The following is a 24,730-nucleotide window of genomic DNA, read 5'->3' as shown; positions in this document are numbered from 1 at the left end:
CCGACTCGGTGAGGGCCCTCTGAACTGAGCTGCACCCCGTTTCGTGGAGTCCCTGAAGCCAGGCTTATGATCCTGGTCCGAAGGAGAACCACGAGCTGTGCCAGCACCACGTAAGTACCCGGACGAGCTCCGCGAGCGGGCCGTCCGAGAGGTGCGCACCACCGGCCGCCCGGTCGCGCATGTCGCCCGGGACCTCGGCATCCACAAAGAAGCCCTGCGGCAGTGGGTGCGCCAAGCCGAGGCTGACACCGGCGAACGCGACGACCGGCTGACCACCGCCGAACGCGACGAGCTGAAGCAACTCGGCAAAGAAAACGCGGAGTTGAAGCGGGCGAACGAGATCCTGAAAGCCGCCAGCGTGTTTTTCGCCCAGGAGATCGACCGTCCCCGGACGAGGCCGAGCAAGTGATCGACCACCTGCGCGAACGCGGCCTCGGGGTCGATCCCGTCCGCCGGGTGCTGGACCTGTCGCCGTCGACGTACTTCGCCCGCAAGAAGCGTCCGAAGTCGGCCCGCCGGCTCCGCGACGAGCAGCTCATGCCGCTGATCGGGGAGATCCACGCGGAGTCCGGGGCCACCCATGGGGCCCGGCGGGTCACCCGCGTCCTGCGGCGCAAGGGCATCGACGTGGCCCGGTGCACCATCGAGCGGCTGATGCGTGAGCTGGGCATCAAGGGTGTCATCCGCGGTCAGCGGCGCCGCACCACGGTGCCCGAGCCGTCGGCGCCCCGCCCGCCGGACCTGGTCGACCGCGATTTCACCGCCTCGCGCCCGGACCAGTTGTGGGTGGCGGACATGACGTATGTCCGCACCTGGTCGGGCTGGGCGTACGTGGCGTTCGTCCTGGACGTGTACTCGCGGATGATCGTCGGCCGGCAGGTTGCGAACCGCAGGCGGACCGGACTCCCGCTGGACGCACTGGAGATGGCCCTGTGGAGACGGAGGATCACGAAGGACTCCGGCCTCATTCACCACAGCGACCGGTTGAACTCACCCAATACGTATCGATTCGGTACGCAGACCGGCTCGCCGACATCGGCGCCTCGGTGTCGGTCGGATCCGTCGCGGACAGCTATGCCCGGGTTCCGCAGTTAATCGGGGTTCTGGGCCGCGGATGAGGTCGAACTTGCTGGTCAGCGGTGTGGCGGCTGGTGAGAATCCAGGTTCGGCCTAGATACACGCTTGTAGGTGATTTCCCTGACCTGCCTGGGGATAGGGCGCTAGGTTCTAGTCCATGTATCTGCGGTCGACTCCACGGCGGAACAAGGACGGCACAGTGATCCGCTACCTGCAGCTGGCGCACAACGTGTGGGACCCGGCGGCGAAACGCTCCAAGGTGCAGGTCATCTACAACTTCGGTCGGGAGGACGCCTCCAACCGGGAGGCACTGCAGCGGCTCGTGGCCTCAGTGACCCGGTTCCTGGACCCCGACGCCGCCCTGACCGCGGCGGCCGACGGACTGACTTTCGTGGAATCCCGGCCGCTGGGCGGCACCTGGGTGCTGGACGGGCTCTGGCAGCAGCTGGAGATCGGCAAGGCGATGAAACGGCTGCTCAAGAAGCGCCGCCTCGACGCCAGCGCGGAGCGGGTGCTGTTCGCGCTGGTCGCCAACCGCGCCCTGGCGCCGTCGTCGAAGCTCGCGGCCAGCCGGTGGGTCAACGACGACGTTGCGATCGACCAACTGCCCGCCACCAGCGACGACGCCTGCTACCGGGCGATGGACTGGCTGACAGAGATCTCCGCCACGCTCGAGGAAGAGGTGTTCCACCAGGTCGCCAACCTCCTCAACCTGGAGGTCGACCTGCTGTTCTTCGACACCACCTCCACCTACTTCGAGACCGAGGACGCCGACGAGGCCGTCCCCCGGGACGAGCGCGGCAGGCCCGTCGCCGGGGACGAGGCGGGTGACGAGCACCAGGTGCGGGGTTTCCGGTCGTTCGGCAAGTCCAAGGACCACCGCGACGACCTGCCGCAGGTCGTGATCGGGATGGCCGTCACGCGCACCGGCATCCCGGTCAGGGTCTGGTCCTGGCCCGGCTGCACCGGCGACTCGGCGCTGATCAGGCAGGTCAAGGACGACATGCGCGACTGGACCCTCTCCAGGATCGTGTGGGTCGCAGACCGCGGCTTCGCCTCCGAACGCAACCGCCACCACCTGCGCACGGGCGACCATCACTACATCATCGGCGAGAAGCTTCGCTCCGGGTCGGCCGAGGCCACCGAGGCGCTGGCCCGCCAGGGCCGTTACCAGGACGTCCGCGACAACCTGAGGGTCAAGGAGGTCCGCATCCGTGAGGACGAACGGTTCGTCATCTGCTTCAACCCCGAGGCCGCCGACCGCGACGCGAAGGTCAGAGACCGCCTCGTCGCCCACCTCACCGAACTGATCGACAACACCGACAAGCTCACGCCGACCAAGCGTGCCGAGTTGCGCGGGGTGATCTCCACCAAGCCCGGACTCAACCGATACCTGCGTGTCACGCCCGGCGGGCTGCTGCGCATCGACGCCGCGAAGATCAAGGCCGAGGAGAACCTGGACGGCAAGTACCTGCTGCGCACCTCCGACCCCAAGATGACCACCGAGGACATCGCGCTCGGCTACAAGCAACTCCTCGAAGTCGAACGCGGCTGGCGGGACATGAAGCAGGTCATCGACCTGCGGCCGGTGTTCCACCGCAAGGAGGAACGCATACGCGCTCACGTTCTGCTCTGCTGGCTCGCCCTGCTCCTGGCCCGCATCGCCGAAACCCACACCGGGCAGACCTGGCCGACCCTGCGTCACGAACTCGACCGCATCAAGCTCGGCACCTTCACCGGCCCCGCCGGCACCTTCCAGCAGCGCACCGAGATCACCAAACCGCAACGCGACCTGCTCCACGCCCTCAAGCTCGACCCACCGCCACGGATCTACCAGCTCACCCCCGCGAGCCGCTGACCAGCACGAACCACCAGCCCTAGATACACGCCGTCACACCAGCCGACGGCGTGTTTCCGCACGTCAACCCCCGAATTCACGGACTATCCCGCTACATCAACTGCGGAACCCGGGCTATGACTGTCAGTCTTTTCGCACCGGATCAACGCGATGGCCGAGGCCCTGAACGGCACATTCAAGGCCGAGCTGATCGAGATGCAGGGCCCCTGGAAGGACGCCGACCAGGTCGAGCGGGCCATCTTCCGGTGGGTCACGTGGTACGACGAAGAACGCCTGCACTCCGCGCTCGACTACGTACCGCCCGCCGAGTACGAGGAAGCCTTCTGGCAGAGCCGGGAGCAAACCCCGCTGTCCGCCTGAAACAAGATCACCGGACTCTACGAAACTCGGGGCAGCTCAGCTGGGCCCGTGGCATGCGGACAGGTCCAATGCCGGGCCGCTCAAGCTGTACAGCAGCGAAGTACAGCAACCACGGTGACCGCACCCGACCGACAACAGCCCTCAACGGCCGACTGAGCCTTTTCAGCGTGGCCCCTGATCGGGTGATGCGGCGATCCCATCAGCCGGTACGGCCACTGGCGTTCACCGGCTCGAACGCGTGGCCGACGAACGGGTCCTGCGCCTCGACGCCCGATTGGGCGGTACGAGGTGGGGCAGGCTGAGGGGCGTTCACGCACTACCCTTCGGCGGCAGGAGACCGGCAGGTGTTACGTGTTCACTTCACGGCGGAAGACCTCGCCAGGACCCGGGTGGCCGCGACCATCGGCGTCGCGGCCGAGGTCTACTACAGCCTGGAGCTACTGAGAGGCAACCGGGTGCCCACGCACCTCCACACCTGGCGCTCGGCGGTCGCGGGCAGGACGGGGGCCGACACACTCCCCTTGACATCCCTGGTCCCGGCGCGCGGTCCCGGGCTTGATCTGCTGGGCCTGACGGGCGATGTGCCCTCTCTGGACCACGCCGTGGACAATCTGCTGCACGCCCCGGTGTCCCAGCTGCGCCGCGAGATCGAGTGTCTCGACTTCCGTCCCGGACAACTGCCGTGGGCCAGACGGGTGGCGGAGGGCGACCGTGACGCGCTGCGGGAGCTGGCGAAGGCCCTGCGCGCCTGCCACCGACTGACCGTCGAGCCCTACTGGGACAGAGGACGGTCCGAACTGGTCGCGCTGTCCACCCGTAGCGCGAACCTGATGCTGGAGGGAGGCGTCGATCTCCTGCTGCGCTCGATCTGTGCACCACTGGTCCGCTGGCGTCCGCCGGTGCTCGACGCCCCCTACCCGCGCCGAGTCGATGTGCACCTCCAGGGGCGGGGACTCATCATCACGCCCACGGTCTTCTCGAAGCACCCGGTGAGTTTCCTGTGGGACCCGCTCGACACCGCTCAGCCACCCCGCCTGACCGTACCGGCCCTCCGCCGGCCACTGACCGGCACCGGAGCGGCGGAGTCGGACGGCGCGACCGTCCGGAACCTGGAGTCCCTGCTCGGCCGCACCCGGGCCGCCGCCCTGCGAGTGACGGCGGAAGGCTGCACGACGAGCGAACTGGCCCGCCGCCTCAACGTCACGGCCGCCGCGGCCAGCCAGCACGCGACCGTGCTGCGCGACACGGGCCTCATCACCACCAGCCGCCGCGGCGGCTCCGTACTCCACCTCATCACCCCGCTCGGGCTGGCCCTGCTGCGGACGGGCGCCCTGATGCAACCGTGACGGCGCGAGGACGCCGCGAACGAACGTCGCCACCCCTGTCACACACCACCGAACAAGCGCACCGAGGTGTGTGAAGTACTGCGTACCCACCGCCCTGGCAGCCCCTTTAAGCGGTGACTTAAAGGATGGGCAACGGATGGTCGACCTGCCCAGGATGTGAGGCGACAACCGACTCGTCCCGTCTGGAGGACCACTTGAAGCCCCAACTCGCCGCCGCTGTCGGCTCCGCCGTTCTGACCGCGGCCACCGTACTGGGAGCGCCGGCCGCGGGCGCGCAGACTGCGGCGTACCCGACCACGCCCATCACAGGCGTCTCGTATGGTGCCAGTTACATCAGCGGCACTCTGACCTGGTACAACCGTTCGGTCGGGGTCGACGGAGCACTCCGGGCCGTCGGCTGCCGCAGGGCGTGGGTCGGCGCGTACGACGCCTCGGGTATCCGCCTCGGCGCCAAGAGCACCAGTACCAAGTGCGACGTGACGTATTCGCTCAACGAGTTCCCGGCAGTCCCCGCAGACGTGCCCGGCGGGGCCGCGTACGTCGTCGTCTGCCTTGACGACGCCACCGCGTCCCCACTCGACTGCGAGACGTTCTACCGGCCCTGACCACTCCGACCGCTCGATAAGTGACCTTGCGCCGACACACATACCCGGCCCCGGGGCGGCATGACACGCGCCGCCCCGGAAGCTGATCCCGTCGCCCGACGAGGCAGAGCTACGAGCCATCAACCGTCGAGCCTCCTTAGACGACCGGGACGACGGCAGGCGTGGGATGTTCGGCTATGTGACCGTGGGAGCAACGGGCATCGGTCCTACTCGAAGTCGGCTGCCCCTCCGGCGGGCGAGGCCGCCGAGTGCGTTGACGAGGCCGCCAGGCAGGGCAGCCGCCGTCCAGGACGCATCGGGCCGCCGTCGCGGATTCACCCGATCGGTGGCTGTTCCGAAAGGAATCAATGAGCCTTTTTCAGCGTGGTCACCGATTGGGTGATGACCTTGGTGCCCGCAACGGACAGGGCCCCCGTGCCGTTGGGTGAGGTGTTCGAAGTCTCAACCTGCCGGTCCAGGAGCCCTGTTGGTTCTCTATCCTGCCGCACTCGACCTGCCCTATGCGCTGGTCGAGTGGGTCACGATGCTTATCGTCACCCGTGAGGGTGACCGCCGCTGCAAGCTCCCGCCGCACCAGCGCGCCCTCGTCGCTCTCGCCTACCTGCGCAAGCACGACACTCTCGCGCAGATCGCCGCCTGGTTCGGCATATCCGTCGGCACCGCACACGCCTACACCACCGCCGTCGTACGGCTCCTCGCCGACCGGGCGCCGGGCCTGCTCAAGACCCTGCGCGAGCACGACCCGGACTACGTGCTCCTGGACGGCACCCTCAGCGAGTGCGACCGCCTGGGCGACGGACGCGCCGATTACTCCCACAAGCACCGGCGCCACGGCGTGAACGAACAGGTGTCCACCCTCCGGGGACAAGGCCCAGTCTCCGCGCCGTCGTAATGGACCGGCCATTGCGCTTGCTCTGGCTGACGGACACTCGGACTGCGTGGCCGAGGCCGGTGGGGGGCAGCGAGACACACGCGCCTGATCGGTCGACGTACCCACCGCGGTGGCTGACTGTCGTCGGCTCAGGTCCAGGCACCGGCGATTTAGTGGGAGGGCGTGAAGCCGGCGGACCGGTCGAGGTGGAACGCGGAGCCCGGAGCCGTCGGAGTCCACCCCCTGCGCAGGGCAAGCTGAACAGCCGCAGCAACGCTGGACGGCCGCACAGGCTCAGCCTCGCGACCGATCCAGTTGCTCAGATGCGGCTGGTCGGTGGTGACCACGAGCGTCATGCCTGGCGTGTCCGCATGCTCGACCGCGAACGTGCATGGCGACCAGGCCAAGCCCTGGAAGTACGTTGGCCTGCTACGCAGCCGCCAGCGGTAGGCCGTACCGTCGACAACGATCCGTCGTGATCCCTTGCCGACCAAAGCCATGACATCTCCTCCAACAGCAAAGATGCTAGCGAGCCCGAGCCCACCGTCCGTCTCAGTTTCCGTCTCATTCAGTGCCGTTCGCGACCGTTCAGACGGGACGGAAGCGGTAACCGCCCAGACGATTGGCCGCCCATGAACGCAGGTGAACGGCCCCGTCCGAGTCGCTTAAGACCACCACCACAGTTGGAAATCGTGTTGGTGTGGGAGCAGATCGGGTACTGCGCCCGGTCAGCGATACGTGATCAGCTTGGGGTGTGGAGACCATCATCGCCAGTGCTATAGCCGTTCTGGGGACGCTGCTCGGCTCAGGGCTCACCCTGGCGTTTCAGCAGCGCACCACCGACAAGGGGCATCAGTTCACCCGCCATGAGAGGCTCCGCCAGGAGCGACTCGATGCTTACTCCGCCTACGCCGGCGCCCTTATCAACTACCGCCGCTGCCTGGTACATCTCTGGTTCTGCGAACACGAACAGCCGCCACACGAGGACCCCGGCGTGGTGCGAGTCCGCGCATACGACCTGCGCTCCAGCGCCCAAGAAGCTCTCTTCCGGGTGCAGATGCTCACCGATGACGAGGTCTTGAGCGAGGCGGCAGAAGCTGTACTCGCGGACGTCACAGCCCTGCCCAAGTCGAACAGCAGAACCGAACTGGACAAGCGCAGGGTGAAGACCCGCGACGACATCAGTCGACTGGTCAGAGCATCCAAGCGCCATCTCTGATACGCCCGCCAACGTGTCTGGGCGTACGGTCAGTCCGTCGGAGTCGCGCGCCGGGCGGGCAGCACCACAAGCCACCAGATGAAACAGGGAACAGCGGGGAATCACGGTGAAAGCGGTCCAGCCCGAGGAGGCGGCAACCGGGGCGTTCCCCAGGTCATTGCCAGGACAGGCGCCAAGTGCTCGCAGCTTCCCAAGCTGAGGGCGTGATCCTGCGATCAGGCCTCCCAGGCCTCTTCACCACCGGGACCGACCGTGACTGCATGGACGCCGGTTCCGACCAAGTGCCATGACTCGAACTGCGGGTCGGGATTGATGCACAGGCCGGCGCCACCCTGGAAGTCGATGGTCAAGGTGCCAAGGCCTTGGACTTCGACGGCCGCGACGGATTGCCCGAAGAGGCCGAGGACCGGTGCGAGGGCGACGCCCGTACCCGGCTCCAGTTCGTGCCAGATGCCGGACGCCTCGCGCAACAGAAACCGGGTTTCCAGGATCAACTCGGCTTCGACGCCATGCCCACCGTCGCCCTTGGAGTTCAGAGTCAGATGGACCTGATGGTCAAAGGCGGTGCGGTCCACCGTGGTACCTATCAGGCCCCGGGGAACCTTCAATCCGGTTCGCATGCAGACCAACTTGCCACAGGGGTACGCCCGAAGGGGCAGGGCCCGTACCGAGGAACTGCGTGCCCTCACTTGGGATCACGTCTTCCTGAAGGGGCGTCCCACATACGACCCGCCGCAGCCTCCGCACATCGCCGTGTGGCGCTCGGTTCGGCGAAGCGGGGACACCAAGACCCGGAAGTCACGGCGCACACTCGCTCTGCCGACGCGCTGCGTCGATGCTCTGTGGCAACAGTTCGAAGACCAGGGCTGGGATCGGCTCGCCGCCGACGAGGCATGGGAGGAACACGGCCTGGTCTTCTCGTCGGCCGTCGGCAAGCCGCTGGACGCTGCCAACGTGCGCCGCGCCTTCCGTCAGGCCCTCAAGGATGTCGACGGGGTTGACGCGGCTGAGTGGACTCCCCGGGAGCTCCGGCACAGCTTCGTGTCGCTGCTCTCCGACCGGGCGTCCCGTTGGAAGAGATCTCCCGGCTCGTCGGGCACTCCGGGACGGCGGTCACCGAGGAGGTCTACCGGAAGCAGATCCGACCGGTGATCCAGACTGGCGCGGTGGTCATGGACGGCATCTTCACGCGAGGTCCAGAGCGGTAGTCACGCAGATACACACGCACGCAGAAACAGGTGAGGCGCCTACCGGATCCGGTAGGCGCCTCACCTGGTGTTACGGCTGTCGGGGTGGCGGGATTTGAACCCACGACCTCTTCGTCCCGAACGAAGGGCACGCACGCGGCTTAGCTGCCGACTCTGACGTTTGTGCAGATCAGGGCGTTGGTATCGGTTGGCGCGGGGTGGTTTCAAAGGTGCTCTGGGAGAAGATCTTCTCCCAGATTTCTCCCAGGCGGGCAGTGCGCAGCCGCATGTCCATGAGTGGCCTGTCCTTTGCGGAGGCAAGTTCGCCAGTCGATCGAGTCAGCGCGCGGTGGCCAACGCCCGACGCTCCCCTCGGCTATCCCTTGACCCCCCTCGTTGTCAGTGGTGCCTGGGAGACTGGCGGCAAGCCTCAGCGCTCCGACCTGACCGATGTCTCCGCCGCTGCTCACCGGGCAGCTCTCAGACAGTGAATCCCGACGCCTTCAGAACGGCGCGCAGGTTCTCGTCGTCGATGCGGTGGCCCAGCTGCTCGAGGATGTCGGCACTGTGACGCAGCGTGCCGCGCTCCAGGGAGCGGTGGACTCCCCTTTCGAGTTCGTGCCAGAGCAAGGGGTTGGCCTCAAGCGTCCGTGGGTCGAGTTCCACATAGCGGCCGTCGATGTCCTGGAGGACCAAGTGGGCGGAGACGCCCTCGTACTGCCGAACGGCGATCAGGGCGTCCGTGCGGACCACGCGCCGGCGGCAGGGAGTGCGAACTGTCAGCCAGCCGTGGCCCGCGCGTACCCGGGGCGGCAGCAGGATCACGCAGACCGCGATGGACAAGGCGCCCCAGAGAAGGGCGCGCGGGGGTGTCAGGGTGCCCGCCTCCCAGTCGATCAGGAAGCTCATGGCACAGACGAGCAGGGCACAGCCGAGCGCGAACCGGGCGCTGCCACGCCAGTGGCGGTCGCCTGCCATGCCCGCCAGTTCACTCCGCCGCATACCATTGACGCTAGGCACTTGTAGGGCGAATGCGCGATCCTTCCTGACGAGGTTCTAGCGCCTTGCGGGGTGGATCCTGACGCGGTCCTGACGCGGCCTCCGGCAGCCTTCAGCCGGTGTGCACGCGCGGGCGGCGTGCGCGGTCCGGTTCCGCCTCGCGCAGCACCTCGCGGGTGACGGGGGCGACCTCGCCCTGGCCGAAGAGGAAGAAGCGCAGGAAGTTGGCGAAGGGGTTGCCTTCTGTCCACTCGAAGTAGATGTGCGGGATGCGGCCGGTCGAGTCGCGGACATGCAGGAGGAGGGCGGCCAGGGCGTTGGGGATCGAGGACGACTCCACGGTGAGTACCCGGTAGCGGTCGTGCATGACCTCGCCGCGCACGACCAGGCCGGCCTCGAACTCGGACGGGTCGGTGACGGTCACCTCGACGAAGACGAAGTCCTCCTGTTCGGACAGGTCGTTGTCGTTGCGGATCTGCTCGATCTTGTCGCGGTACTCGGCCTTGTCGCGGGCGTCGGGCTCGTTGGCGATGAACCGGATCTTGCGGCTGGCGATGTCCCGGACGAATCGTTCCGCCATGTTGTCGAGGCTCACGTCCGTCACGCGGAGCTCGAAGGCCCGGGCCAAGCGGGACAGCAGGGAGATGAGGATGATGCCGGCGATGAAGCAGGCGCCGATCTTCACGCCGTCGGGGCGCTCGATGACGTTCACGACGGTCGTGTAGAGGAAGACGACCGAGATGACGCCGAAGGCGATGGTCCAGTTGCGTTGCCCGTCCTTGCGGGCGGCGATGGTCACCGCGATGGCGGCGGAGCTGATCAGGACCAGTACGCCGGTGGCGTAGGCGCCGCCCTGGGCGTCGACGTCGGCGTCGAAGATCCAGGTGACCAGGAAGCCCACCAGGGTGAAGACGATGACCATCGGGCGGACGGCCCGGGCCCAGTGCGGGGCCATGCCGTAGCGGGGCAGGTAGCGCGGCATCAGGTTGAGCAGGCCGGCCATCGCGGAGGCGCCCGCGAACCACAGGATGAGGATGGTCGAGACGTCGTAGAGCGTGCCGAAGGCGTTGCCGAGATAGTCGTGCGCCAGGTAGGCGAGCGCGCGGCCGTTGGCCTTGCCGCCCTCCTCGAATTCCTTCTCCGGGATCAGCAGCGTGGTGATGAAGCTGGTGGAGATCAGGAAGCAGCTCATGATCAGCGCGGCGGTGGTGAGCAGCTTCTTTGTGCCGCGGATACGGCCCTTGGGCTGCTCCTCGGTGTCGCCGGGGTCGCCCTTGACGTGCGGCATCACCGCGACACCGGTCTCGAAGCCGGACATGCCGAGCGCGAGCTTGGGGAAGACGATCAGGGCCACGCCGATCATGACGAAGACGTTGCCGTGGTCTGCCGTCAGGGCGTTCGACCAGTCGGTGATGACATGGCCCTCGGTGACGACGTGGTACAGGCCGACGGCGACCACGACCGCGTTGAGCGCGAGGTAACTCGCCACCAGGGCGACGGCGACGCCGATCGCCTCCAGGAAGCCCTTGAGGAACACCGCGCCGAGCAGGGCGATCAGGATCATGGTGATCAGCACCTGCTTGTCATGCAGGGCTTCTTCGAGGTGCGGGTTCTCGACGAGGTGCGTCGAGGCGTCCGCGGCCGACAGGGTGATGGTGATCAGGAAGTCGGTGGCGGCGAAGCCCAGCAGGGTCAGGACGAACAGCTTGCCCTTCCAGAAGGACAGCAGCCGCTCGAGCATCGCGATCGAGCCCTCGCCGTGGGGGCTCTCCTCCGCGACCCTGCGGTAGACCGGCAGGGCGCCGGCCAGGGTGACGATCACCAGCACGATCGTCGCGATCGGTGACAGCAGGCCGGCCGCGAGTGCGGCGATGCCCGGCTGGTAGCCGAGGGTGGAGAAGTAGTCCACGCCAGTGAGGCACATCACCCGGTACCAGGGCTGGCCTTTGTGCTCCAGCTTGGACTCAGGCCGAGGCCCCACCTGGCCCTGGTCCTTGCCCATATCGGACAGGCCCTCCAGCATCCAGGCACGCAGCCGGTGCGGTGGGCGTTCGGTCGTGGCCATCGGCGTGCTCCTGGTGCGCTGCTCGGCGTGAGGTTCCGGCCATCACGCGGACGGCCGCACCAGCCTAAGCAGAGAGTTATGCCTGGGCCCACGGCTGCATGCGTAAACGCGTCAAGATCCCGTTAAGAGTTGCTGCGTGAACGGCCTGAGAAGTGCAGAGAGGCCGGTCCTGTGAGGTTGACCTCAGGCGCTGAGCCGATCGTGTGACACCGGGCTCCCGGCCGCGTAGTGGACGTACTCCCGGATCAGGCGGAATCCCGCGGTCCAGGCGAGAAGGCGGCTGGCGCGGTTGTGGACCGAGCAGTTCCAGCCGGGGGTGTGCCCACGGGACGTGATGTCCCGGCAGAGGGCGGTGACACAGGCCAGAGCGAGGTGGTGGCGTCTGCGGTCGGGGACGGTGTAGGCCGCCACGTCCTCGTGGCCCGTTCCGCGGAAGTAGGTGCAGGCCATCGCCAGGATGCGGCCGGTGCGGCTCACCGCGGCCCAGGTGTGCCCCGACGCGGCGAGACCGCGCGGCCCGCCCCAGCTCGCCGAGAGCCAGGACGCGTCCGGGCCGAGGGCGTGCACGGCCTGGGCGTCCCCCGGTTTCAGGCGTCGGATGGTCACCGTGTGCGGGACGGTGACGGGCTGCGGTGTGGCCTGGAGCGTCCAGATCATGCGCTCCCAGGGCGTGAGCCGGTCGAAGGCGGCCCCGAGGGCGGGCAGGAAGCGGGCCGGAGCCTCGACACGGTTGCCGGCGAGCGGGGCGAGGAGCTCTGGAGTGAGGTCCTCCGGACTGCCGCGCAGCACGACGTGGCCGGCGCAGGAAACGGCCACCGTGCGCGGCTGGACGGGCCTGTCGGCCCACCAGCGGCCCACGCCCGTCGTCAGGACGTGCTCGGCGACCGTGGCGGGGCCGGGGCTCCCGGTCGGAAACCAGCGCGCGAGCGCTCGTCGATCCGGTGGGGATACCTCGAACATCAGTGCCTCACAGAGGGAGAGGGGGATACGGATCGGGCGGGTGACCGGGGGCTCGCGGCCCGTCCGTCACCCGCCCAGGGCCATGGCTTCGGCTCAGCGCTGGCCGGCCTTGCGGCCGTGGTTCGCCTTCTTCTTGCGACGGTCCTTCTTCTTGCGGGCGCGCTTCGACACGTACGTCGGCTCCTTCGCGGCTGAGGGCGTGGGGTGAGGTTTCTTCAAGCGGCGCGACCGACCAGCAGGTCCGCCAGCTTGTTCAGGCGCCGGACCGTGCGGTCTTCGGTGGCCGCCGGGGCCGGGTCGACTCGTTCAGCACGGTCGTAATAGGTGCCGTTGACGATTTCGACGGCCGGGTCGCACAGCCGGACGACGTGGGCCGCGCCCTCGGCGGGCGTGATGCCCGCGTGCGCGTACAGCGGCAGCAGCGCGGTGTCACAGACGCCGGGGTGCACCGATACGGCGGTGACCCTCGGGTCGGCGGCGAAGACCGTGAGGGCCAGCTGCGACTGTGCGTACGCGGCCAGCCGCGAGTAGCGGCGGGCGCGGTTGGGGTCGGCCCATTGGATTGATGCCGTGCGGTGGAGGGAGGAGGAGACGTTGACCACGCGGCCGCCCGGGTCGCTGGTGAGCGCCGGCTCCAGCAGGCACGTGAGCAGGTAGTGGGCGAGGAAGTTGACCTGGAAGGCGATCTCGTTGCCGTCGGCGGTGACGGTGTGCCGCTCGGGTGCCGCCATGCCGGCGTTGTTGACCAGCACGTCGAGGTGCGGGTGTTCGGCGACGACATGGGTGGCCAGCGATTCGACCTCGTCGAGGTGGGAGAAGTCGGCGGCGTACGCGTGCAGTCGGGTGGCCGGGATGCCGGCCGTGGCGATCAGGCGGTCGGCAGCCGCCCGCGCCTGCTCGGCGTTGCGGCCGTGCAGCAGCACGGTGGCGCCGCGCTCGGCGAGCTGCCGGGCGGTCTCGTGGCCGATGCCGGAGGTGGCACCGGTGATCAGGACGGTACGGGACGAAAGGTCGGACATGATCCCATCCGGGGTTGCGGGCACGCCGGCACAGGCCCCTGAGGGGCGGTGGGCGTGCGGTGAGGAAGGAGAGAAGGAGGGGCGCCGGAGCCGATCACGGCGCCCCTCGGGTCACGGACAGCGGCGTCAGCGGGGAGGCAGGCGGCGCTTCCGGTTCAGCGCGGCAGACGACGCGACGGCCGGGCGGGACTCGGCGGCCGGTCGAAGAGGAGCCATGCGCTGTTCACGATGTCCATGGAAGTCGTGCCGCACCGGCGGGGCAAGCCGAAGTCCCTTTCTCTGATGGACCTCTGACGTGCCGATACGGCGTCTTGACGGTTGACCCACCACACGGGGCGGGGCTCAGCCAAGGCCGGGTATCCCGGAGATCAGCAGGTCGATCAGTTTGATGCCCACGAAGGGCAGGACAAGTCCGCCGAGGCCGTACAGCAGCAGGTTGCGGCGCAGCAGGTCGTGCGCGGAGGCGGGCGTGTAGCGGACACCGCGCAGGGCCAGCGGGATCAGCGCCACGATGATCAGGGCGTTGAAGACGATCGCGGAGGCGATCGCGGAGGTCGGGCTGTGCAGGCCCATCACGTTCAGGGTCTCCAGGCCCGGGTAGGAGCCCGCGAACATCGCTGGGATGATCGCGAAGTACTTCGCCACGTCGTTGGTGATGGAGAACGTGGTCAAGGCGCCCCGCGTGATGAGGAGCTGCTTGCCGATCTCGACGATCTCGATCAGCTTGGTCGGGTTGGAGTCGAGGTCGACCATGTTGCCGGCCTCCTTGGCGGCCGAGGTGCCCGTGTTCATCGCCACGCCCACGTCGGCCTGTGCGAGGGCGGGGGCGTCGTTCGTGCCGTCACCGGTCATCGCGACCAGCTTCCCTCCCTCCTGCTCGCGCCTGATCAGTGCGAGTTTGTCCTCCGGTGTCGCCTCGGCCAGGTAGTCGTCGACGCCCGCCTCGTCGGCGATCGCCTTGGCGGTGAGCGGGTTGTCGCCGGTGACCATCACCGTGCGGATACCCATGCGACGCAGTTCGGCGAAGCGTTCGCGGATGCCGTCCTTGACGACGTCCTTGAGGTGGATCAGGCCGAGCACCCGAGGTCCGTTCCAGTCGTGCACGGCAACGAGCAGGGGTGTGCCGCCGCCGGCGGCCACGGCATCGGCGTAGATCCTTGCCTCGGGCGGGACGTGACCGCCGTACATCCGTACCCAGTCGACAACCTGCTGTGTGGCACCCTTGCGGATGGCGCACAGCGCCCCGCCCGCCCAGCGCAGGTCGACGCCGCTCATGCGGGTCTGGGCGCTGAAGGGCACCCAGCGGGCGTTCGCCAGCTCGCCCTCGGCGGGCTGGCGCAGTCCGTACCGTTCCTTGGCCAGGATCACCACGGAGCGGCCCTCGGGTGTCTCGTCGGCTAGGGAGGACAGCTGGGCGGCGTCCGCGAGCTGCCGTTCGTCGATGCCGGGCAGGGGGACGAAGGCGGCGGCCTGGCGGTTGCCGAGGGTGATGGTGCCGGTCTTGTCGAGGAGCAGGGTGTTCACGTCGCCCGCGGCCTCGACCGCGCGGCCCGACATGGCGAGCACGTTGCGCTGCACGAGGCGGTCCATGCCGGCGATGCCGATGGCGGACAGCAGGGCACCGATGGTGGTCGGGATGAGTGTGACGAGGAGGGCGACCAGCACGGTGGTGGACTGGGACGCGTCCGCATAGGCGGCCATCGGCTGGAGCGTGACCACGACCAGGGTGAAGACGATGGTCAGCGAGGCCAGCAGGATGTTCAGAGCGATCTCGTTCGGCGTCTTCTGCCGTGAGGCGCCCTCCACCAGGGCGATCATCCGGTCCAGGAAGCTGTGGCCGGGGCGGGCGCTGACCCGGACGACGATCCGGTCTGACAGGACCGTCGTACCGCCCGTGACACCGCTGCGGTCACCGCCCGCCTCCCGGATCACGGGCGCGGACTCGCCGGTCACCGCGGACTCGTCCACGGCGGATGCCCCGTCGATGACGTCGCCGTCGGCCGGGATCATCTCCCCGGCCTCGATCAGGACGACGTCCAGCGGCTTCAGCTCAGTGGCGGCGACGGCCTCCGTGCGGGCGGTGTGCAGGCTCGTGCCGTAGCGCCAGTCCAGGAGCCGCAGCGCGACCGTGTCCGTACGGGCCCTGCGCAGCGACTCTGCCTGTGCCTTGCCGCGGCCCTCGGCGACGGCCTCGGCCAGGTTGGCGAAGATGACCGTCAGCCACAGCCACAGGCTGATGACCCAGGTGAAGACACTCGGGTGCAGCAGCGCAGACAGCGTGGTGAGGACCGCGCCGACGGAGACGACGAACAGCACCGGGTTCTTCGCCAGGACACGCGGATGGAGCTTGCGCAGCGCCTCGGGGAACGAGCGGACGAGCTGGGCCGGTTCGAACAGGCCGCTCGGCGCACGGTGTGGTGTGGCGTCGCGCGCTCGGATCCGTGGACGGGACGGCGGCGGGGCCTGCTCGGGGGCAGCGGGAAACATGGCGACCTTCGTGAGCGGACAGGGACGACGGCCGCCGGAAGGCCGTGCTGTGCCGGGGCTCCGGCACAGCACGGCGGGCGCACGGTCGTCGGCTGTGGGACGACGACGGGACGTTCCGTGCGCCGGAGCCGGTCCTTCGGGACGGGACCGGCCGCCGCGAACCGTCAGCCGGAGGACTCCGGCCACTTGGCCGCTGACGCCTGCGGCCTTTCGGGCGGCGGACAGGAATGTAGCCGTCGGAGCTGCCCGAACTTGCCTGATGCGCAGGCCGTTTGCGGGACCCATACGGCGACGTGGTCTGCTCCGTCAAAGTGCCGACAAAAACGTCCTGTTGCCGTCAGCGGCGCGTCAAAGAGGGTTCTCCGTAACCGAATCCGATCGCAGACTGATCGGCGAGGGGGATTGATGACCGCTCGCGATGTGACGTCGGAGAGCATGTGACGTCGAAGAGCGGTGCACTGGACAGCCCCGGACACGGCACCGAGGGGGTCACCGACGGCCGGGCCGGGTTCGGGGCTGATCCAGAGGCGCGGCAGGCCGCTCCGCGGTCACTCCAGTCCGGACACCTTGAAGACGGCCAGCGCGGTCTCGCGATCGGCGCGGACCGACAGGCGCTGCAGCGCGGTCCGGCCGCACAGCAGCAGACCGTCGGCATCCGCCTTCCGCGCACCTTCCTCGAGGCGGTGCCACAAGTCGGGATTGTTCAGCAGAGGCCGGAGATCGATCAGCACCTGCGCACCCAACGCATCCCGCAGCAGGAGCCGTTGGGAGACGCCGTCGAGGCAGCGCACGGACACCAGCAGGTCGGTGCGGACCCGCCGTTCGCCCAGCAGCCGTCGCGAGGCCAGCCAGTTCTCTCCGGCCGTGACATGCGCGGGAAACAGCACAAGGAACAGCAGCAGGGCGAGCGCCGCCCACAGCATGCCGCGCCAGAGGGTGAACCGGCCCGAGCCGCAGTCGATGAGCAGGAGCGCGGCGTGCAGACCCCCTCCGCTCCATGCGGCCTCCCTCACGTCTCGGGCCCAGCGGTGGTCGTGCGCGGCCCCCTTGAGGTGTTCCATGGCGCAGACGGTAGCCAGCTGCCGGGACGGTGTGGGCGGCCCTTGACGGGGTTCTGACGGGGACGGCCGACAAGGTTCCGTCAAGGAAACCCGCCCGGGCGCAAGGATGCCGCAAGGAACGGCCGGGCACGACGGGAACTGGGCACAACCTGGGGTGCACCCGAAACACCGTACGAAGGAGCACGCGCCCATGTCCGTCCTGACCACCAAGCCGGAAGCCGGCCCCGCTGGCGAGGAACCGCCGGATACCGGTGAGCGCCACCGGCTGACCTCCCTGACCGGCCTGGCCGCGCTGTCCCTGGACGCCATGGCGTCGGTGGCCTACGGGCCCGAGGCGATCGTCCTGGTGCTGGCCGCCGCCGGCGCGCACGGCCTGGGCTTCACCCTGCCGGTCACGCTGGCCATCGCCGCGCTGCTGGCGGTCCTGGTCGCCTCCTACCGGCAGGTGATCGCCGCCTTCCCGGACGGCGGTGGCTCCTACGCCGTCGCCAAAGCGCATCTGGGCGCGCGTACGAGCCTGGTGGCGGCGGCCTCCCTGGTGCTGGACTACGTCCTGAACGTCGCCGTCGCCGTCACCGCCGGCGTCGCCGCCCTGACCTCGGCCTTCCCCGCCCTCTACGACGACCGGCTGGTGCTGTGCCTGGCCGTGCTGGCGCTGATCACGGCGGTGAACCTGCGCGGCATCGTGGAGTCGGCGAAGGCGTTCATCGTGCCGACCGTCGTCTTCGTCGGCTCGATCCTCGTGCTGATCGCCGTCGGCCTGTTCCGGTCCGAGCCGGTGAGCACGGCCACCGCGGCGGGCCATGCCTCCGTGGTCGCCGACAACGCCACCACCGTGGGGGCCCTGCTCCTGCTGAAGGCGTTCGCCTCGGGCTGCTCCGCTCTCACCGGTGTCGAGGCCATCGCCAACGCCGTCCCCTCCTTCCGCGTCCCCCGCGTCAAGCGCGCCCAGCGTGCGGAGGTCGCCCTGGGCGCGGTCCTCGGCGTGATGCTGATCGGGCTGTCGGTGCTGATCTCCCGGTTCCACCTCCAGCCGGTCGAGGGCGTCACCGTCCTGGCCCAGCTCGCGGATGCCTCGCTCGGCCACAACTGGGCGTTCTATGTGATCCAGTTCGCGACGATGATCCTGCTGGCCCTGTCCGCGAACACCTCCTTCGGCGGCCTTCCGGTCCTGCTGAAGCTGCTGGCCCGTGACAACTACCTGCCGCACGTCTTCGCCCTGAAGGCGGACCGCCAGGTGCACCGGCACGGCGTGCTGGCGCTGTCCCTGGTCTCCTGCGCGCTGCTGGTCTTCTCCGGCGGCGACACCAACACCCTCGTGCCGCTGTTCGCCATCGGTGTGTTCGTCGGCTTCACCATCGCCCAGACCGGCATGGTCCGGCACTGGCGCCTCCAGCGAGGCCCGGGGTGGCGGGGCAAGGCGTTCCTCAACGGCTTCGGCGGGCTGCTCACCGCAGTCTCGGCCGTCGTGGTCACCGCGACCAAGTTCGAGGAGGGGGCCTGGCTGATCGTCGTCGCCCTCCCGCTGCTGGTCGTGGCCTTCCGGACCGTGCACCGCGCCTATGCCCGTATCGGCGAGCGTCTCGGCCTGGGCCGGATCCCCGACGTCCCGCACCGTGACCGTTCGGTCGTCATCGTGCCCGTCGCCTCGATCTCCCGGCTGACCTCCGAGGCGCTCACCGCCGCCTCCTCCCTCGGCGAGGAGGTCCGCGCGGTGACCGTCTGCTACCCCGACCCCGAGGACCGGGCCGCCCTGTACGCGCTGGAGCTGGCCTGGGCGCAGTGGAACCCGGGGGTGCCGCTGGTCCGGCTGGACTGCGAGCGGCGCTCGCTGGGCCGTCCCATCGCCGCCTACGTCCGTGACGTGGTCGCCGCCGAGCCCGGCGCGCGGGTCACCGTGCTGATCCCGGAGACGGAGCCGGAGCGGCTGTGGGAGCGGCTGCTGCAGAACCAACGGGGCGCGGTCGTCGCGCACGCCGTGCGGCGGGAGACGGACGCGGTGATCTGCCGGCTCCGCTTCCGGCTGGTGTGACGCAGCCCCCCGTTACCGGCCGTTACTGACACCTGTCCGTATGAGTTCCGTCAAGACCGGGCGGCAAGGCGTATGAGAGCCGTCAAGGGGCGGTCGCATCCGGCCGGAGAAGAGGTTTCCTCTATCCGTCCCTGTTTCACCGAACCTCATCCAGGAGCTTGCGATGGCCGATGTGGCCTTCGTCGTCGCCACAGTCGCGGTGTTCGCGCTGGTGGCTCTCATCGCCAAAGGGGTGGGCAGGCTGTGACCGCCGAGAACGTCGTCGGCCTGGTCGTGGCCGTCGCCCTGCTGGGCTATCTCGTCCTCGCCCTCATCTTTCCGGAGAGGTTCTGAGCCGCCGCCATGAGTTCCGTCCTTGCTGATGTGCTCGTGGTGATCGCGCTGATCGGCGCGCTCGCCCTCGTGCACCGTCCCCTCGGCGACTACATGGCCGCCGTCTTCCAGTCCCAGAAGCACCTGCGCGTCGAGCGCTGGATATACCGCGCGGTCGGCGCGAACCCGGACGCCGAGATGCGCTGGCCCGCCTATCTGCGCGGTGTGCTCGCCTTCTCCGCGGTGGGCGTGCTGTTCCTGTACGTGATGCAGCGGGTGCAGGACAAGCTGCCGCTGTCGCTCGGCTTCGAGCCGATCACCGCGGACCAGGCGTTCAACACGGCCGCATCCTTCGTGTCCAACACGAACTGGCAGTCGTACTCGGGTGAGGCGGCCATGGGCCACGTCACCCAGACGATGGGCCTGGCCGTGCAGAACTTCGTCTCCGCCGCGGTCGGCATCGCCGTCGCCGTGGCACTGGTCCGGGGCTTCGCCCGGTCCCGCACGGGCGACCTGGGCAACTTCTGGGCGGACCTGGTGCGCGGCACCGTCCGCATCCTGATCCCGCTCTCCGTCGTCGCGGCCGTGCTCCTGATCGCCTGCGGCGCCATCCAGAACTTCGGCGACATCCACAGCGTCACCACGCTGACGGGTGACAAGCAGGCCATCAGCCCGGGCGCCGTGGCCTCCCAGGAAGCCATCAAGAACCTGGGCACCAACGGTGGCGGCTTCTTCAACGCCAACTCCGCGCACCCCTTCGAGAGCCCCAACGGCTTCTCGAACCTGCTGGAGATCTTCCTGCTGCTGGTGATCCCGTTCTCACTGCCCCGCACCTTCGGCAAGATGGTCGGCAACGTCCGCCAGGGCTACGCGATCGTCGGCGCGATGGCGACCATCTGGTTCCTCGCCGTGATCGCCGTGACCTGGGTCGAGTACGCCCACCCCGGCACCGCCTCGCAGCTCGCGGGCGGCGCGATGGAGGGCAAGGAGACACGGTTCGGGGAGGGCAACTCTGCCCTGTTCGCCGTCTCCACGACGATGACCTCGACCGGGTCGGTCAACTCCTTCCACGACTCCTTCAGCGGCCTGTCGGGCGGTGTGCTGCTGCTCGGCATGATGCTGGGCGAGATCGCACCCGGCGGCGTCGGCTCCGGCCTCTACGGCATGCTGATCATGGCGATCATCGCGGTGTTCATCGCCGGCCTGATGGTCGGCCGCACCCCGGAGTACCTGGGCAAGAAGATCGGCAGCCGCGAGATCAAGCTGGCCGCCTGCTACATCCTCATCACCCCGGCCCTGGTGCTGGTCGGCACCGCGCTCGCCATGGCGCTGGGCAAGGGACAGTCGTCGATGACGAACATCGGCGCGCACGGCTTCTCCGAGGTGCTCTACGCCTACACGTCCGCGTCCAACAACAACGGCTCCGCGTTCGCAGGTTTCGCGGCCAACACCGAGTACCACAACACCATGCTCGGCCTGTGCATGCTCTTCGGCCGCTTCCTGCCCATGGTGTTCGTGCTGGCGCTCGCAGGCTCGCTCGCCGAGCAGACTCCGGTCCCAGCCACCGCAGGCACCCTGCGCACCGAGAAACCGCTGTTCACCGGCCTTCTGGTGGGCGCGATCCTGATCATCACCGGCCTGACGTTCTTCCCGTCCCTCGCGCTGGGCCCGCTGGCCGAAGGGTTGGAGTGATGACCATCAACACTCAGAAGACCGACGTAGAGAAGCAGGACTCCATGTCCACTCCCACCCTCGCGCCCCACCCGGACGCGCCCACCGGGCACAAGTCCGAGGGGCGGGTCGGCGGCGGGCTGTTCGATCCCAAGCAGCTGGTGAAGTCGCTGCCGGACGCCTTCCGTAAGCTCGACCCGCGAGTGATGGTGAAATCGCCCGTGATGTTCGTGGTCCTCGTCGGCTCCGTGCTGACGACGGTCTTCTCCTTCACGGACCCGGGCGACTGGTTCGGCTGGACGATCAGCGCCTGGCTCTGGCTGACCGTGATCTTCGCCAACCTGGCGGAGGCGGTGGCGGAGGGCCGGGGCAAGGCCCAGGCCGACACCCTGCGCAAGGCCAAGACCGACACCGTCGCGCGTCGTCTCATGGGCGACCGTGAGGAGCGGGTCCCCGGCACCGAGCTGAAGGTCGGCGACCTGGTCGTCTGCGAGGCCGGTGACGTCATCCCCGGCGACGGTGACGTCGTCGAGGGCGTCGCCTCCGTCGACGAGTCGGCGATCACCGGCGAGTCCGCGCCGGTCATCCGGGAGTCCGGAGGCGACCGCTCGGCCGTCACCGGCGGCACGAAGGTCCTGTCCGACCGCATCGTCGTCAGGATCACGACGAAGCCCGGCGAGACCTTCATCGACCGGATGATCAACCTGGTGGAGGGCGCGGCCCGGCAGAAGACGCCGAACGAGATCGCGCTGAACATCCTGCTGGCCTCGCTGACCATCGTCTTCCTGCTGGCGGTGGCCACCCTGCCGCCGTTCGCCGACTACGCCGGTTCCGACCTCGGCATGGTCGTCCTGGTCGCGCTGCTGGTCTGCCTCATCCCGACCACCATCGGCGCCCTGCTCTCCGCGATCGGCATCGCGGGCATGGACCGCCTGGTGCAGCGCAACGTGCTGGCGATGTCCGGGCGGGCGGTCGAGGCCGCCGGTGACGTCTCCACGCTGCTGCTCGACAAGACCGGCACCATCACCCTCGGCAACCGCCAGGCCGCCGAGTTCGTACCGGTGCGCGGCACCACGGAGGCCGAAGTCGCCGACGCCGCCCAGCTCTCCTCCCTGTCCGACGAGACCCCCGAGGGCCGCTCCGTCGTCGTACTGGCGAAGGAGAAGTACGGACTGCGCGAACGCCACCAGGGCGAGCTGGTCGGCGCCGAGTGGATCGAGTTCACCGCCCAGACCCGCATGTCCGGCGTCGACGTGGACGGCAGGAAGATCCGCAAGGGCGCCACCGCCTCGGTCATCGCCTGGGTCGAGGAGCAGGGCGGCACGGTCGCCGAGGACGCGGACGGCATCGCGAACCGCATCTCCGAGGCGGGCGGCACCCCGCTGCTGGTCGCCGTCCAGGACTCCGCCGGGGCTCGGGTGCTCGGTGTCGTCCACCTCAAGGACGTCGTCAAGGACGGCATGCGCGAGCGGTTCGAGGAACTGCGCCGCATGGGCATCAAGACGATCATGATCACGGGCGACAACCCGCTCACCGCCAAGGCGATCGCCGAGGAGGCCGGTGTCGACGACTTCCTCGCGGAGGCAACTCCCGAGGACAAGATGGCGCTGATCAAGCGGGAGCAGGCCGGCGGCAAGCTGGTCGCGATGACCGGTGACGGCACGAACGACGCGCCCGCGCTGGCTCAGGCGGACGTCGGTGTGGCGATGAACACCGGTACGTCGGCCGCCAAGGAGGCCGGCAACATGGTCGACCTCGACTCCAACCCGACCAAGCTCATCGAGATCGTCGAGATCGGCAAGCAGCTCCTGATCACGCGCGGCGCTCTGACGACGTTCTCCATCGCCAACGACGTGGCGAAGTACTTCGCGATCATCCCGGCGCTGTTCGCGGCCGTGTATCCGGGCCTGGACAAGCTCAACATCATGCACCTGTCCTCGCCGGACTCCGCGATCCTCTCCGCCGTCGTCTTCAACGCGCTGATCATCATCGCGCTGGTGCCGCTCGCGCTGAAGGGCGTGCAGTACCGGCCCGTGAGCGCGGACAAGATGCTCCGGCGCAATCTCGGGATCTACGGTCTCGGCGGCCTGATCGCCCCGTTCATCGGCATCAAGCTCATCGACCTGCTCATCTCGCTCATCCCCGGGATCGGGTGAAGGACATGAACAACTCCTCCTTTGTGAACATGGGCCGCGTGACGTGGGCCGCCCTGCGCATGCTGCTCGTCCTCACCGTCGTGACCGGGATCGTCTACCCGCTCGTGGTGACGGGCATCGGCCAGGCCGCCTTCCACGACAAGGCCAACGGCTCGATCGTCAAGGCCGACGGCAAGGAGATCGGCTCCAAGCTGATCGGCCAGAGCTGGAACCTGCCCGGCACCGACGAGCCCGACCCGAAGTTTTTCCAGGGACGGCCGTCCAACAGCGGCTACGACCCGCTCGCGACCGGCTCCAGCCAGCTCGGCGCCAGCGACCCGACGCTCGTCAAGAACGTCAAGGCGGTCAAGAAGCAAGTCGCGGCCTTCAACGGCGTACCGGAGTCGAAGGTCCCCGCCGACGCGGTCACCGGTTCGGCCTCCGCCATCGACCCGCACATCTCCCCGGAGTACGCGGACATCCAGGTCGGCCGGGTCGCCGAGGCCAACGGTCTGTCCGTCGCCGAGGTGCGCGAACTGGTCGACAATCACACCGATGGCCGCACGCTCGGCTTCATGGGCGAGCCGCACGTCAACGTCCTGGAGCTCAATCTCGCGCTCAGGGATCTCGCAGCGAAGCAGTGATGGGAGTACATGACATGCACGGGAGCCGACGGCCGCAAAACAACCCTGGGCCGGTCGGCTCCCGCCGTGATGCCGTCGCCCGGCCGGCCGTACCCGGCGAATCGGGCCCCGGCGTACGACTTGAGAGGCACACAGCCATGACCCGGGTGCTCGTCGTCGAGGACGACCCGCAACTCGTACGGGCCCTCGTGATCAACCTTCAGGCGCGCCAGTACGGCGTGGACGCCGCGCCCGACGGCACCACCGCGCTGCGCCTGGCGGCGGCCCGTCAGCCCGACGTGGTGCTGCTGGACCTCGGCCTGCCCGACATGGACGGCGTGGACGTCATCCGCGCCCTGCGCGGCTGGACCCGCGTGCCCATCCTGGTGCTGTCCGCGCGGCAGGCGTCCGACGAGAAGGTCGCCGCCCTCGACGCGGGGGCGGACGACTACGTCACCAAGCCGTTCAGCATGGACGAGCTCCTCGCGCGGCTGCGGGCGGCGGTCCGCCGCACAGAGGCGGCGCCCCTGGGCCCTGAGACAACAGAGGTGGAGACGGACGAGTTCACCATCGACCTCGTCGCGAAGAGGGTCGTACGGCACGGGCGGGATGTCCGCCTCACGCCGACCGAGTGGCATCTGCTGGAGATCCTGGTCACCAACCCCGGACGGCTGATCACCCAGAAGCACCTGCTCCAGGAGGTCTGGGGCGTCACCCAGACCAGCAAGAGCAACTACCTGCGCGTCTACATGGCCCAGCTGCGACGCAAACTGGAAGCAGACCCGTCCCACCCCCGGTATCTCATCACCGAGCCCGGCATGGGCTACCGCTTCGAGGAATGAA

At 68.6% G+C, this 24,730-nt stretch carries 22 protein-coding genes and 2 pseudogenes; 15 read left to right on the top strand and 9 right to left on the bottom strand.

Annotation, left to right across the window (positions count from 1 at the left end; translation table 11 throughout):
• Positions 1–97: 97 nt before the first annotated feature.
• From ACFYR0_RS21460 to ACFYR0_RS21430, 7 genes and pseudogenes are all read left to right on the top strand, one after another.
• Positions 98–409, top strand: coding sequence for a transposase (locus ACFYR0_RS21460; RefSeq protein WP_389330175.1), 312 nt, complete (start codon positions 98–100; stop codon positions 407–409).
• Positions 406–1,095 carry an IS3 family transposase gene (locus ACFYR0_RS21455; protein ID WP_389330172.1) on the top strand — a complete coding sequence of 230 codons (690 nt, stop codon included), beginning with the start codon at positions 406–408 and terminating at the stop codon, positions 1,093–1,095. The genes ACFYR0_RS21460 and ACFYR0_RS21455 overlap by 4 nt, the downstream gene beginning before the upstream one ends.
• A 181-nt stretch (positions 1,096–1,276) precedes the next feature.
• Positions 1,277–2,935, top strand: a complete 1,659-nt coding sequence (locus tag ACFYR0_RS21450; protein ID WP_389330169.1) for an IS1634 family transposase — start codon at positions 1,277–1,279, stop codon at positions 2,933–2,935.
• A gap of 150 nt (positions 2,936–3,085) precedes the next feature.
• Positions 3,086–3,295: an integrase core domain-containing protein gene (locus ACFYR0_RS21445; RefSeq protein ID WP_389330166.1), complete on the top strand. Its 210-nt coding sequence runs from the start codon at positions 3,086–3,088 to the stop codon at positions 3,293–3,295.
• Positions 3,296–3,639: 344 nt separating this feature from the next.
• Positions 3,640–4,641: an ArsR/SmtB family transcription factor gene (locus tag ACFYR0_RS21440; protein ID WP_389330163.1), complete on the top strand. Its 1,002-nt coding sequence runs from the start codon at positions 3,640–3,642 to the stop codon at positions 4,639–4,641.
• A 194-nt stretch (positions 4,642–4,835) separates the two neighbouring features.
• Positions 4,836–5,246 (top strand): hypothetical protein, encoded by a 411-nt coding sequence (locus ACFYR0_RS21435; RefSeq protein ID WP_389330160.1) that lies wholly within the window; start codon positions 4,836–4,838, stop codon positions 5,244–5,246.
• A 466-nt stretch (positions 5,247–5,712) separates the two neighbouring features.
• Positions 5,713–6,102 (top strand): annotated as a pseudogene (locus ACFYR0_RS21430) (transposase family protein); the annotation flags it as partial.
• 185 nt (positions 6,103–6,287) lie between these two features.
• On the opposite strand, the gene ACFYR0_RS21425 reads toward ACFYR0_RS21430, so the two are convergent.
• Complete coding sequence (locus ACFYR0_RS21425) at positions 6,288–6,617, bottom strand: hypothetical protein (RefSeq protein WP_389330157.1); 330 nt, start codon at positions 6,615–6,617, stop codon at positions 6,288–6,290.
• Positions 6,618–6,871: 254 nt separating this feature from the next.
• Between ACFYR0_RS21425 and ACFYR0_RS21420 the strand changes: the two genes are divergently transcribed.
• Entirely contained in the window at positions 6,872–7,336 is a 465-nt protein-coding gene (locus ACFYR0_RS21420; RefSeq protein ID WP_389330154.1) for a hypothetical protein, read from the top strand.
• Positions 7,337–7,551: 215 nt separating this feature from the next.
• On the opposite strand, the gene ACFYR0_RS21415 is transcribed toward ACFYR0_RS21420, so the two are convergent.
• Positions 7,552–7,956 carry a DUF6188 family protein gene (locus ACFYR0_RS21415; RefSeq protein WP_389330151.1) on the bottom strand — a complete coding sequence of 135 codons (405 nt, stop codon included), beginning with the start codon at positions 7,954–7,956 and terminating at the stop codon, positions 7,552–7,554.
• Positions 7,957–7,996: 40 nt separating this feature from the next.
• Here ACFYR0_RS21415 and ACFYR0_RS21410 point away from each other — a divergent pair.
• Positions 7,997–8,544: pseudogene (locus tag ACFYR0_RS21410) on the top strand (tyrosine-type recombinase/integrase); the annotation flags it as partial.
• A gap of 459 nt (positions 8,545–9,003) precedes the next feature.
• Here the strand turns inward: ACFYR0_RS21410 and ACFYR0_RS21405 are convergent.
• The 7 genes from ACFYR0_RS21405 to ACFYR0_RS21375 form a co-directional block, all read right to left on the bottom strand.
• Complete coding sequence (locus tag ACFYR0_RS21405; protein WP_389330148.1) at positions 9,004–9,525, bottom strand: hypothetical protein; 522 nt, start codon at positions 9,523–9,525, stop codon at positions 9,004–9,006.
• 109 nt (positions 9,526–9,634) lie between these two features.
• Positions 9,635–11,587, bottom strand: a complete 1,953-nt coding sequence (locus ACFYR0_RS21400) for an amino acid transporter (protein ID WP_389330145.1) — start codon at positions 11,585–11,587, stop codon at positions 9,635–9,637.
• Between the two features lie 183 nt (positions 11,588–11,770).
• Positions 11,771–12,547: a GNAT family N-acetyltransferase gene (locus ACFYR0_RS21395; RefSeq protein WP_389330142.1), complete on the bottom strand. Its 777-nt coding sequence runs from the start codon at positions 12,545–12,547 to the stop codon at positions 11,771–11,773.
• Positions 12,548–12,640: 93 nt separating this feature from the next.
• The gene (locus tag ACFYR0_RS21390; protein WP_375138118.1) at positions 12,641–12,718 is read right to left on the bottom strand and encodes a 50S ribosomal protein bL37; all 78 of its coding nucleotides are present in this window, start codon (positions 12,716–12,718) and stop codon (positions 12,641–12,643) included.
• Positions 12,719–12,762: 44 nt separating this feature from the next.
• Entirely contained in the window at positions 12,763–13,566 is an 804-nt protein-coding gene (locus ACFYR0_RS21385; RefSeq protein ID WP_389330139.1) for an SDR family NAD(P)-dependent oxidoreductase, read from the bottom strand.
• A 342-nt stretch (positions 13,567–13,908) separates the two neighbouring features.
• Positions 13,909–16,053, bottom strand: coding sequence for a potassium-transporting ATPase subunit KdpB (kdpB, locus tag ACFYR0_RS21380; protein ID WP_389330136.1), 2,145 nt, complete (start codon positions 16,051–16,053; stop codon positions 13,909–13,911).
• Between the two features lie 548 nt (positions 16,054–16,601).
• The gene (locus ACFYR0_RS21375; protein ID WP_389330133.1) at positions 16,602–17,114 is read right to left on the bottom strand and encodes a hypothetical protein; all 513 of its coding nucleotides are present in this window, start codon (positions 17,112–17,114) and stop codon (positions 16,602–16,604) included.
• A 190-nt stretch (positions 17,115–17,304) separates the two neighbouring features.
• Here ACFYR0_RS21375 and ACFYR0_RS21370 point away from each other — a divergent pair, with 190 nt between their 5' ends.
• The 6 genes from ACFYR0_RS21370 to ACFYR0_RS21345 all read left to right on the top strand — a co-directional run bounded on the left by ACFYR0_RS21370 (position 17,305) and on the right by ACFYR0_RS21345 (position 24,729).
• Positions 17,305–19,146 carry an APC family permease gene (locus ACFYR0_RS21370; protein WP_389330130.1) on the top strand — a complete coding sequence of 614 codons (1,842 nt, stop codon included), beginning with the start codon at positions 17,305–17,307 and terminating at the stop codon, positions 19,144–19,146.
• Between the two features lie 243 nt (positions 19,147–19,389).
• Positions 19,390–19,479: a K(+)-transporting ATPase subunit F gene (gene kdpF, locus ACFYR0_RS21365; protein ID WP_009326374.1), complete on the top strand. Its 90-nt coding sequence runs from the start codon at positions 19,390–19,392 to the stop codon at positions 19,477–19,479.
• Between the two features lie 9 nt (positions 19,480–19,488).
• Positions 19,489–21,150, top strand: a complete 1,662-nt coding sequence (gene kdpA, locus ACFYR0_RS21360; protein ID WP_389330128.1) for a potassium-transporting ATPase subunit KdpA — start codon at positions 19,489–19,491, stop codon at positions 21,148–21,150.
• Positions 21,150–23,285, top strand: coding sequence for a potassium-transporting ATPase subunit KdpB (gene kdpB / locus ACFYR0_RS21355; protein WP_389330125.1), 2,136 nt, complete (start codon positions 21,150–21,152; stop codon positions 23,283–23,285). Before kdpA ends, kdpB (ACFYR0_RS21355) begins: the two co-directional genes overlap by 1 nt.
• 5 nt (positions 23,286–23,290) lie before the next feature.
• Positions 23,291–23,908: a potassium-transporting ATPase subunit KdpC gene (gene kdpC / locus ACFYR0_RS21350; RefSeq protein WP_389330122.1), complete on the top strand. Its 618-nt coding sequence runs from the start codon at positions 23,291–23,293 to the stop codon at positions 23,906–23,908.
• A 137-nt stretch (positions 23,909–24,045) separates the two neighbouring features.
• Positions 24,046–24,729 (top strand): response regulator, encoded by a 684-nt coding sequence (locus ACFYR0_RS21345; protein ID WP_389330119.1) that lies wholly within the window; start codon positions 24,046–24,048, stop codon positions 24,727–24,729.
• Position 24,730 lies beyond the last annotated feature (1 nt).

The sequence above is a fragment of the Streptomyces sp. NPDC005017 genome, from assembly GCF_042873115.1.
In the GTDB taxonomy this organism is placed as follows: Bacteria; Actinomycetota; Actinomycetes; order Streptomycetales; family Streptomycetaceae; genus Streptomyces.
Note: the sequence above shows the minus strand (reverse complement) of the source record. Positions and strands in the feature narration are given on the sequence as shown.

Excerpts from the sequence above, each read along its gene's own strand:
- ACFYR0_RS21405 (WP_389330148.1), bottom strand. The coding sequence starts at position 9,525 with ATGCGGCGGAGTGAACTGGCGGGCATGGCAGGCGACCGCCACTGGCGT.
- ACFYR0_RS21385 (WP_389330139.1), bottom strand. The coding sequence starts at position 13,566 with ATGTCCGACCTTTCGTCCCGTACCGTCCTGATCACCGGTGCCACCTCC.
- ACFYR0_RS21445 (WP_389330166.1), top strand. The coding sequence starts at position 3,086 with ATGGCCGAGGCCCTGAACGGCACATTCAAGGCCGAGCTGATCGAGATG.
- kdpC (WP_389330122.1), top strand. The coding sequence starts at position 23,291 with ATGAACAACTCCTCCTTTGTGAACATGGGCCGCGTGACGTGGGCCGCC.
- kdpB (WP_389330136.1), bottom strand. The coding sequence starts at position 16,053 with ATGTTTCCCGCTGCCCCCGAGCAGGCCCCGCCGCCGTCCCGTCCACGG.
- ACFYR0_RS21395 (WP_389330142.1), bottom strand. The coding sequence starts at position 12,547 with ATGTTCGAGGTATCCCCACCGGATCGACGAGCGCTCGCGCGCTGGTTT.
- ACFYR0_RS21400 (WP_389330145.1), bottom strand. The coding sequence starts at position 11,587 with ATGGCCACGACCGAACGCCCACCGCACCGGCTGCGTGCCTGGATGCTG.
- ACFYR0_RS21425 (WP_389330157.1), bottom strand. The coding sequence starts at position 6,617 with ATGGCTTTGGTCGGCAAGGGATCACGACGGATCGTTGTCGACGGTACG.
- kdpA (WP_389330128.1), top strand. The coding sequence starts at position 19,489 with ATGAGTTCCGTCCTTGCTGATGTGCTCGTGGTGATCGCGCTGATCGGC.
- ACFYR0_RS21345 (WP_389330119.1), top strand. The coding sequence starts at position 24,046 with ATGACCCGGGTGCTCGTCGTCGAGGACGACCCGCAACTCGTACGGGCC.
- ACFYR0_RS21375 (WP_389330133.1), bottom strand. The coding sequence starts at position 17,114 with ATGGAACACCTCAAGGGGGCCGCGCACGACCACCGCTGGGCCCGAGAC.
- kdpB (WP_389330125.1), top strand. The coding sequence starts at position 21,150 with ATGACCATCAACACTCAGAAGACCGACGTAGAGAAGCAGGACTCCATG.
- ACFYR0_RS21415 (WP_389330151.1), bottom strand. The coding sequence starts at position 7,956 with ATGCGAACCGGATTGAAGGTTCCCCGGGGCCTGATAGGTACCACGGTG.
- ACFYR0_RS21370 (WP_389330130.1), top strand. The coding sequence starts at position 17,305 with ATGTCCGTCCTGACCACCAAGCCGGAAGCCGGCCCCGCTGGCGAGGAA.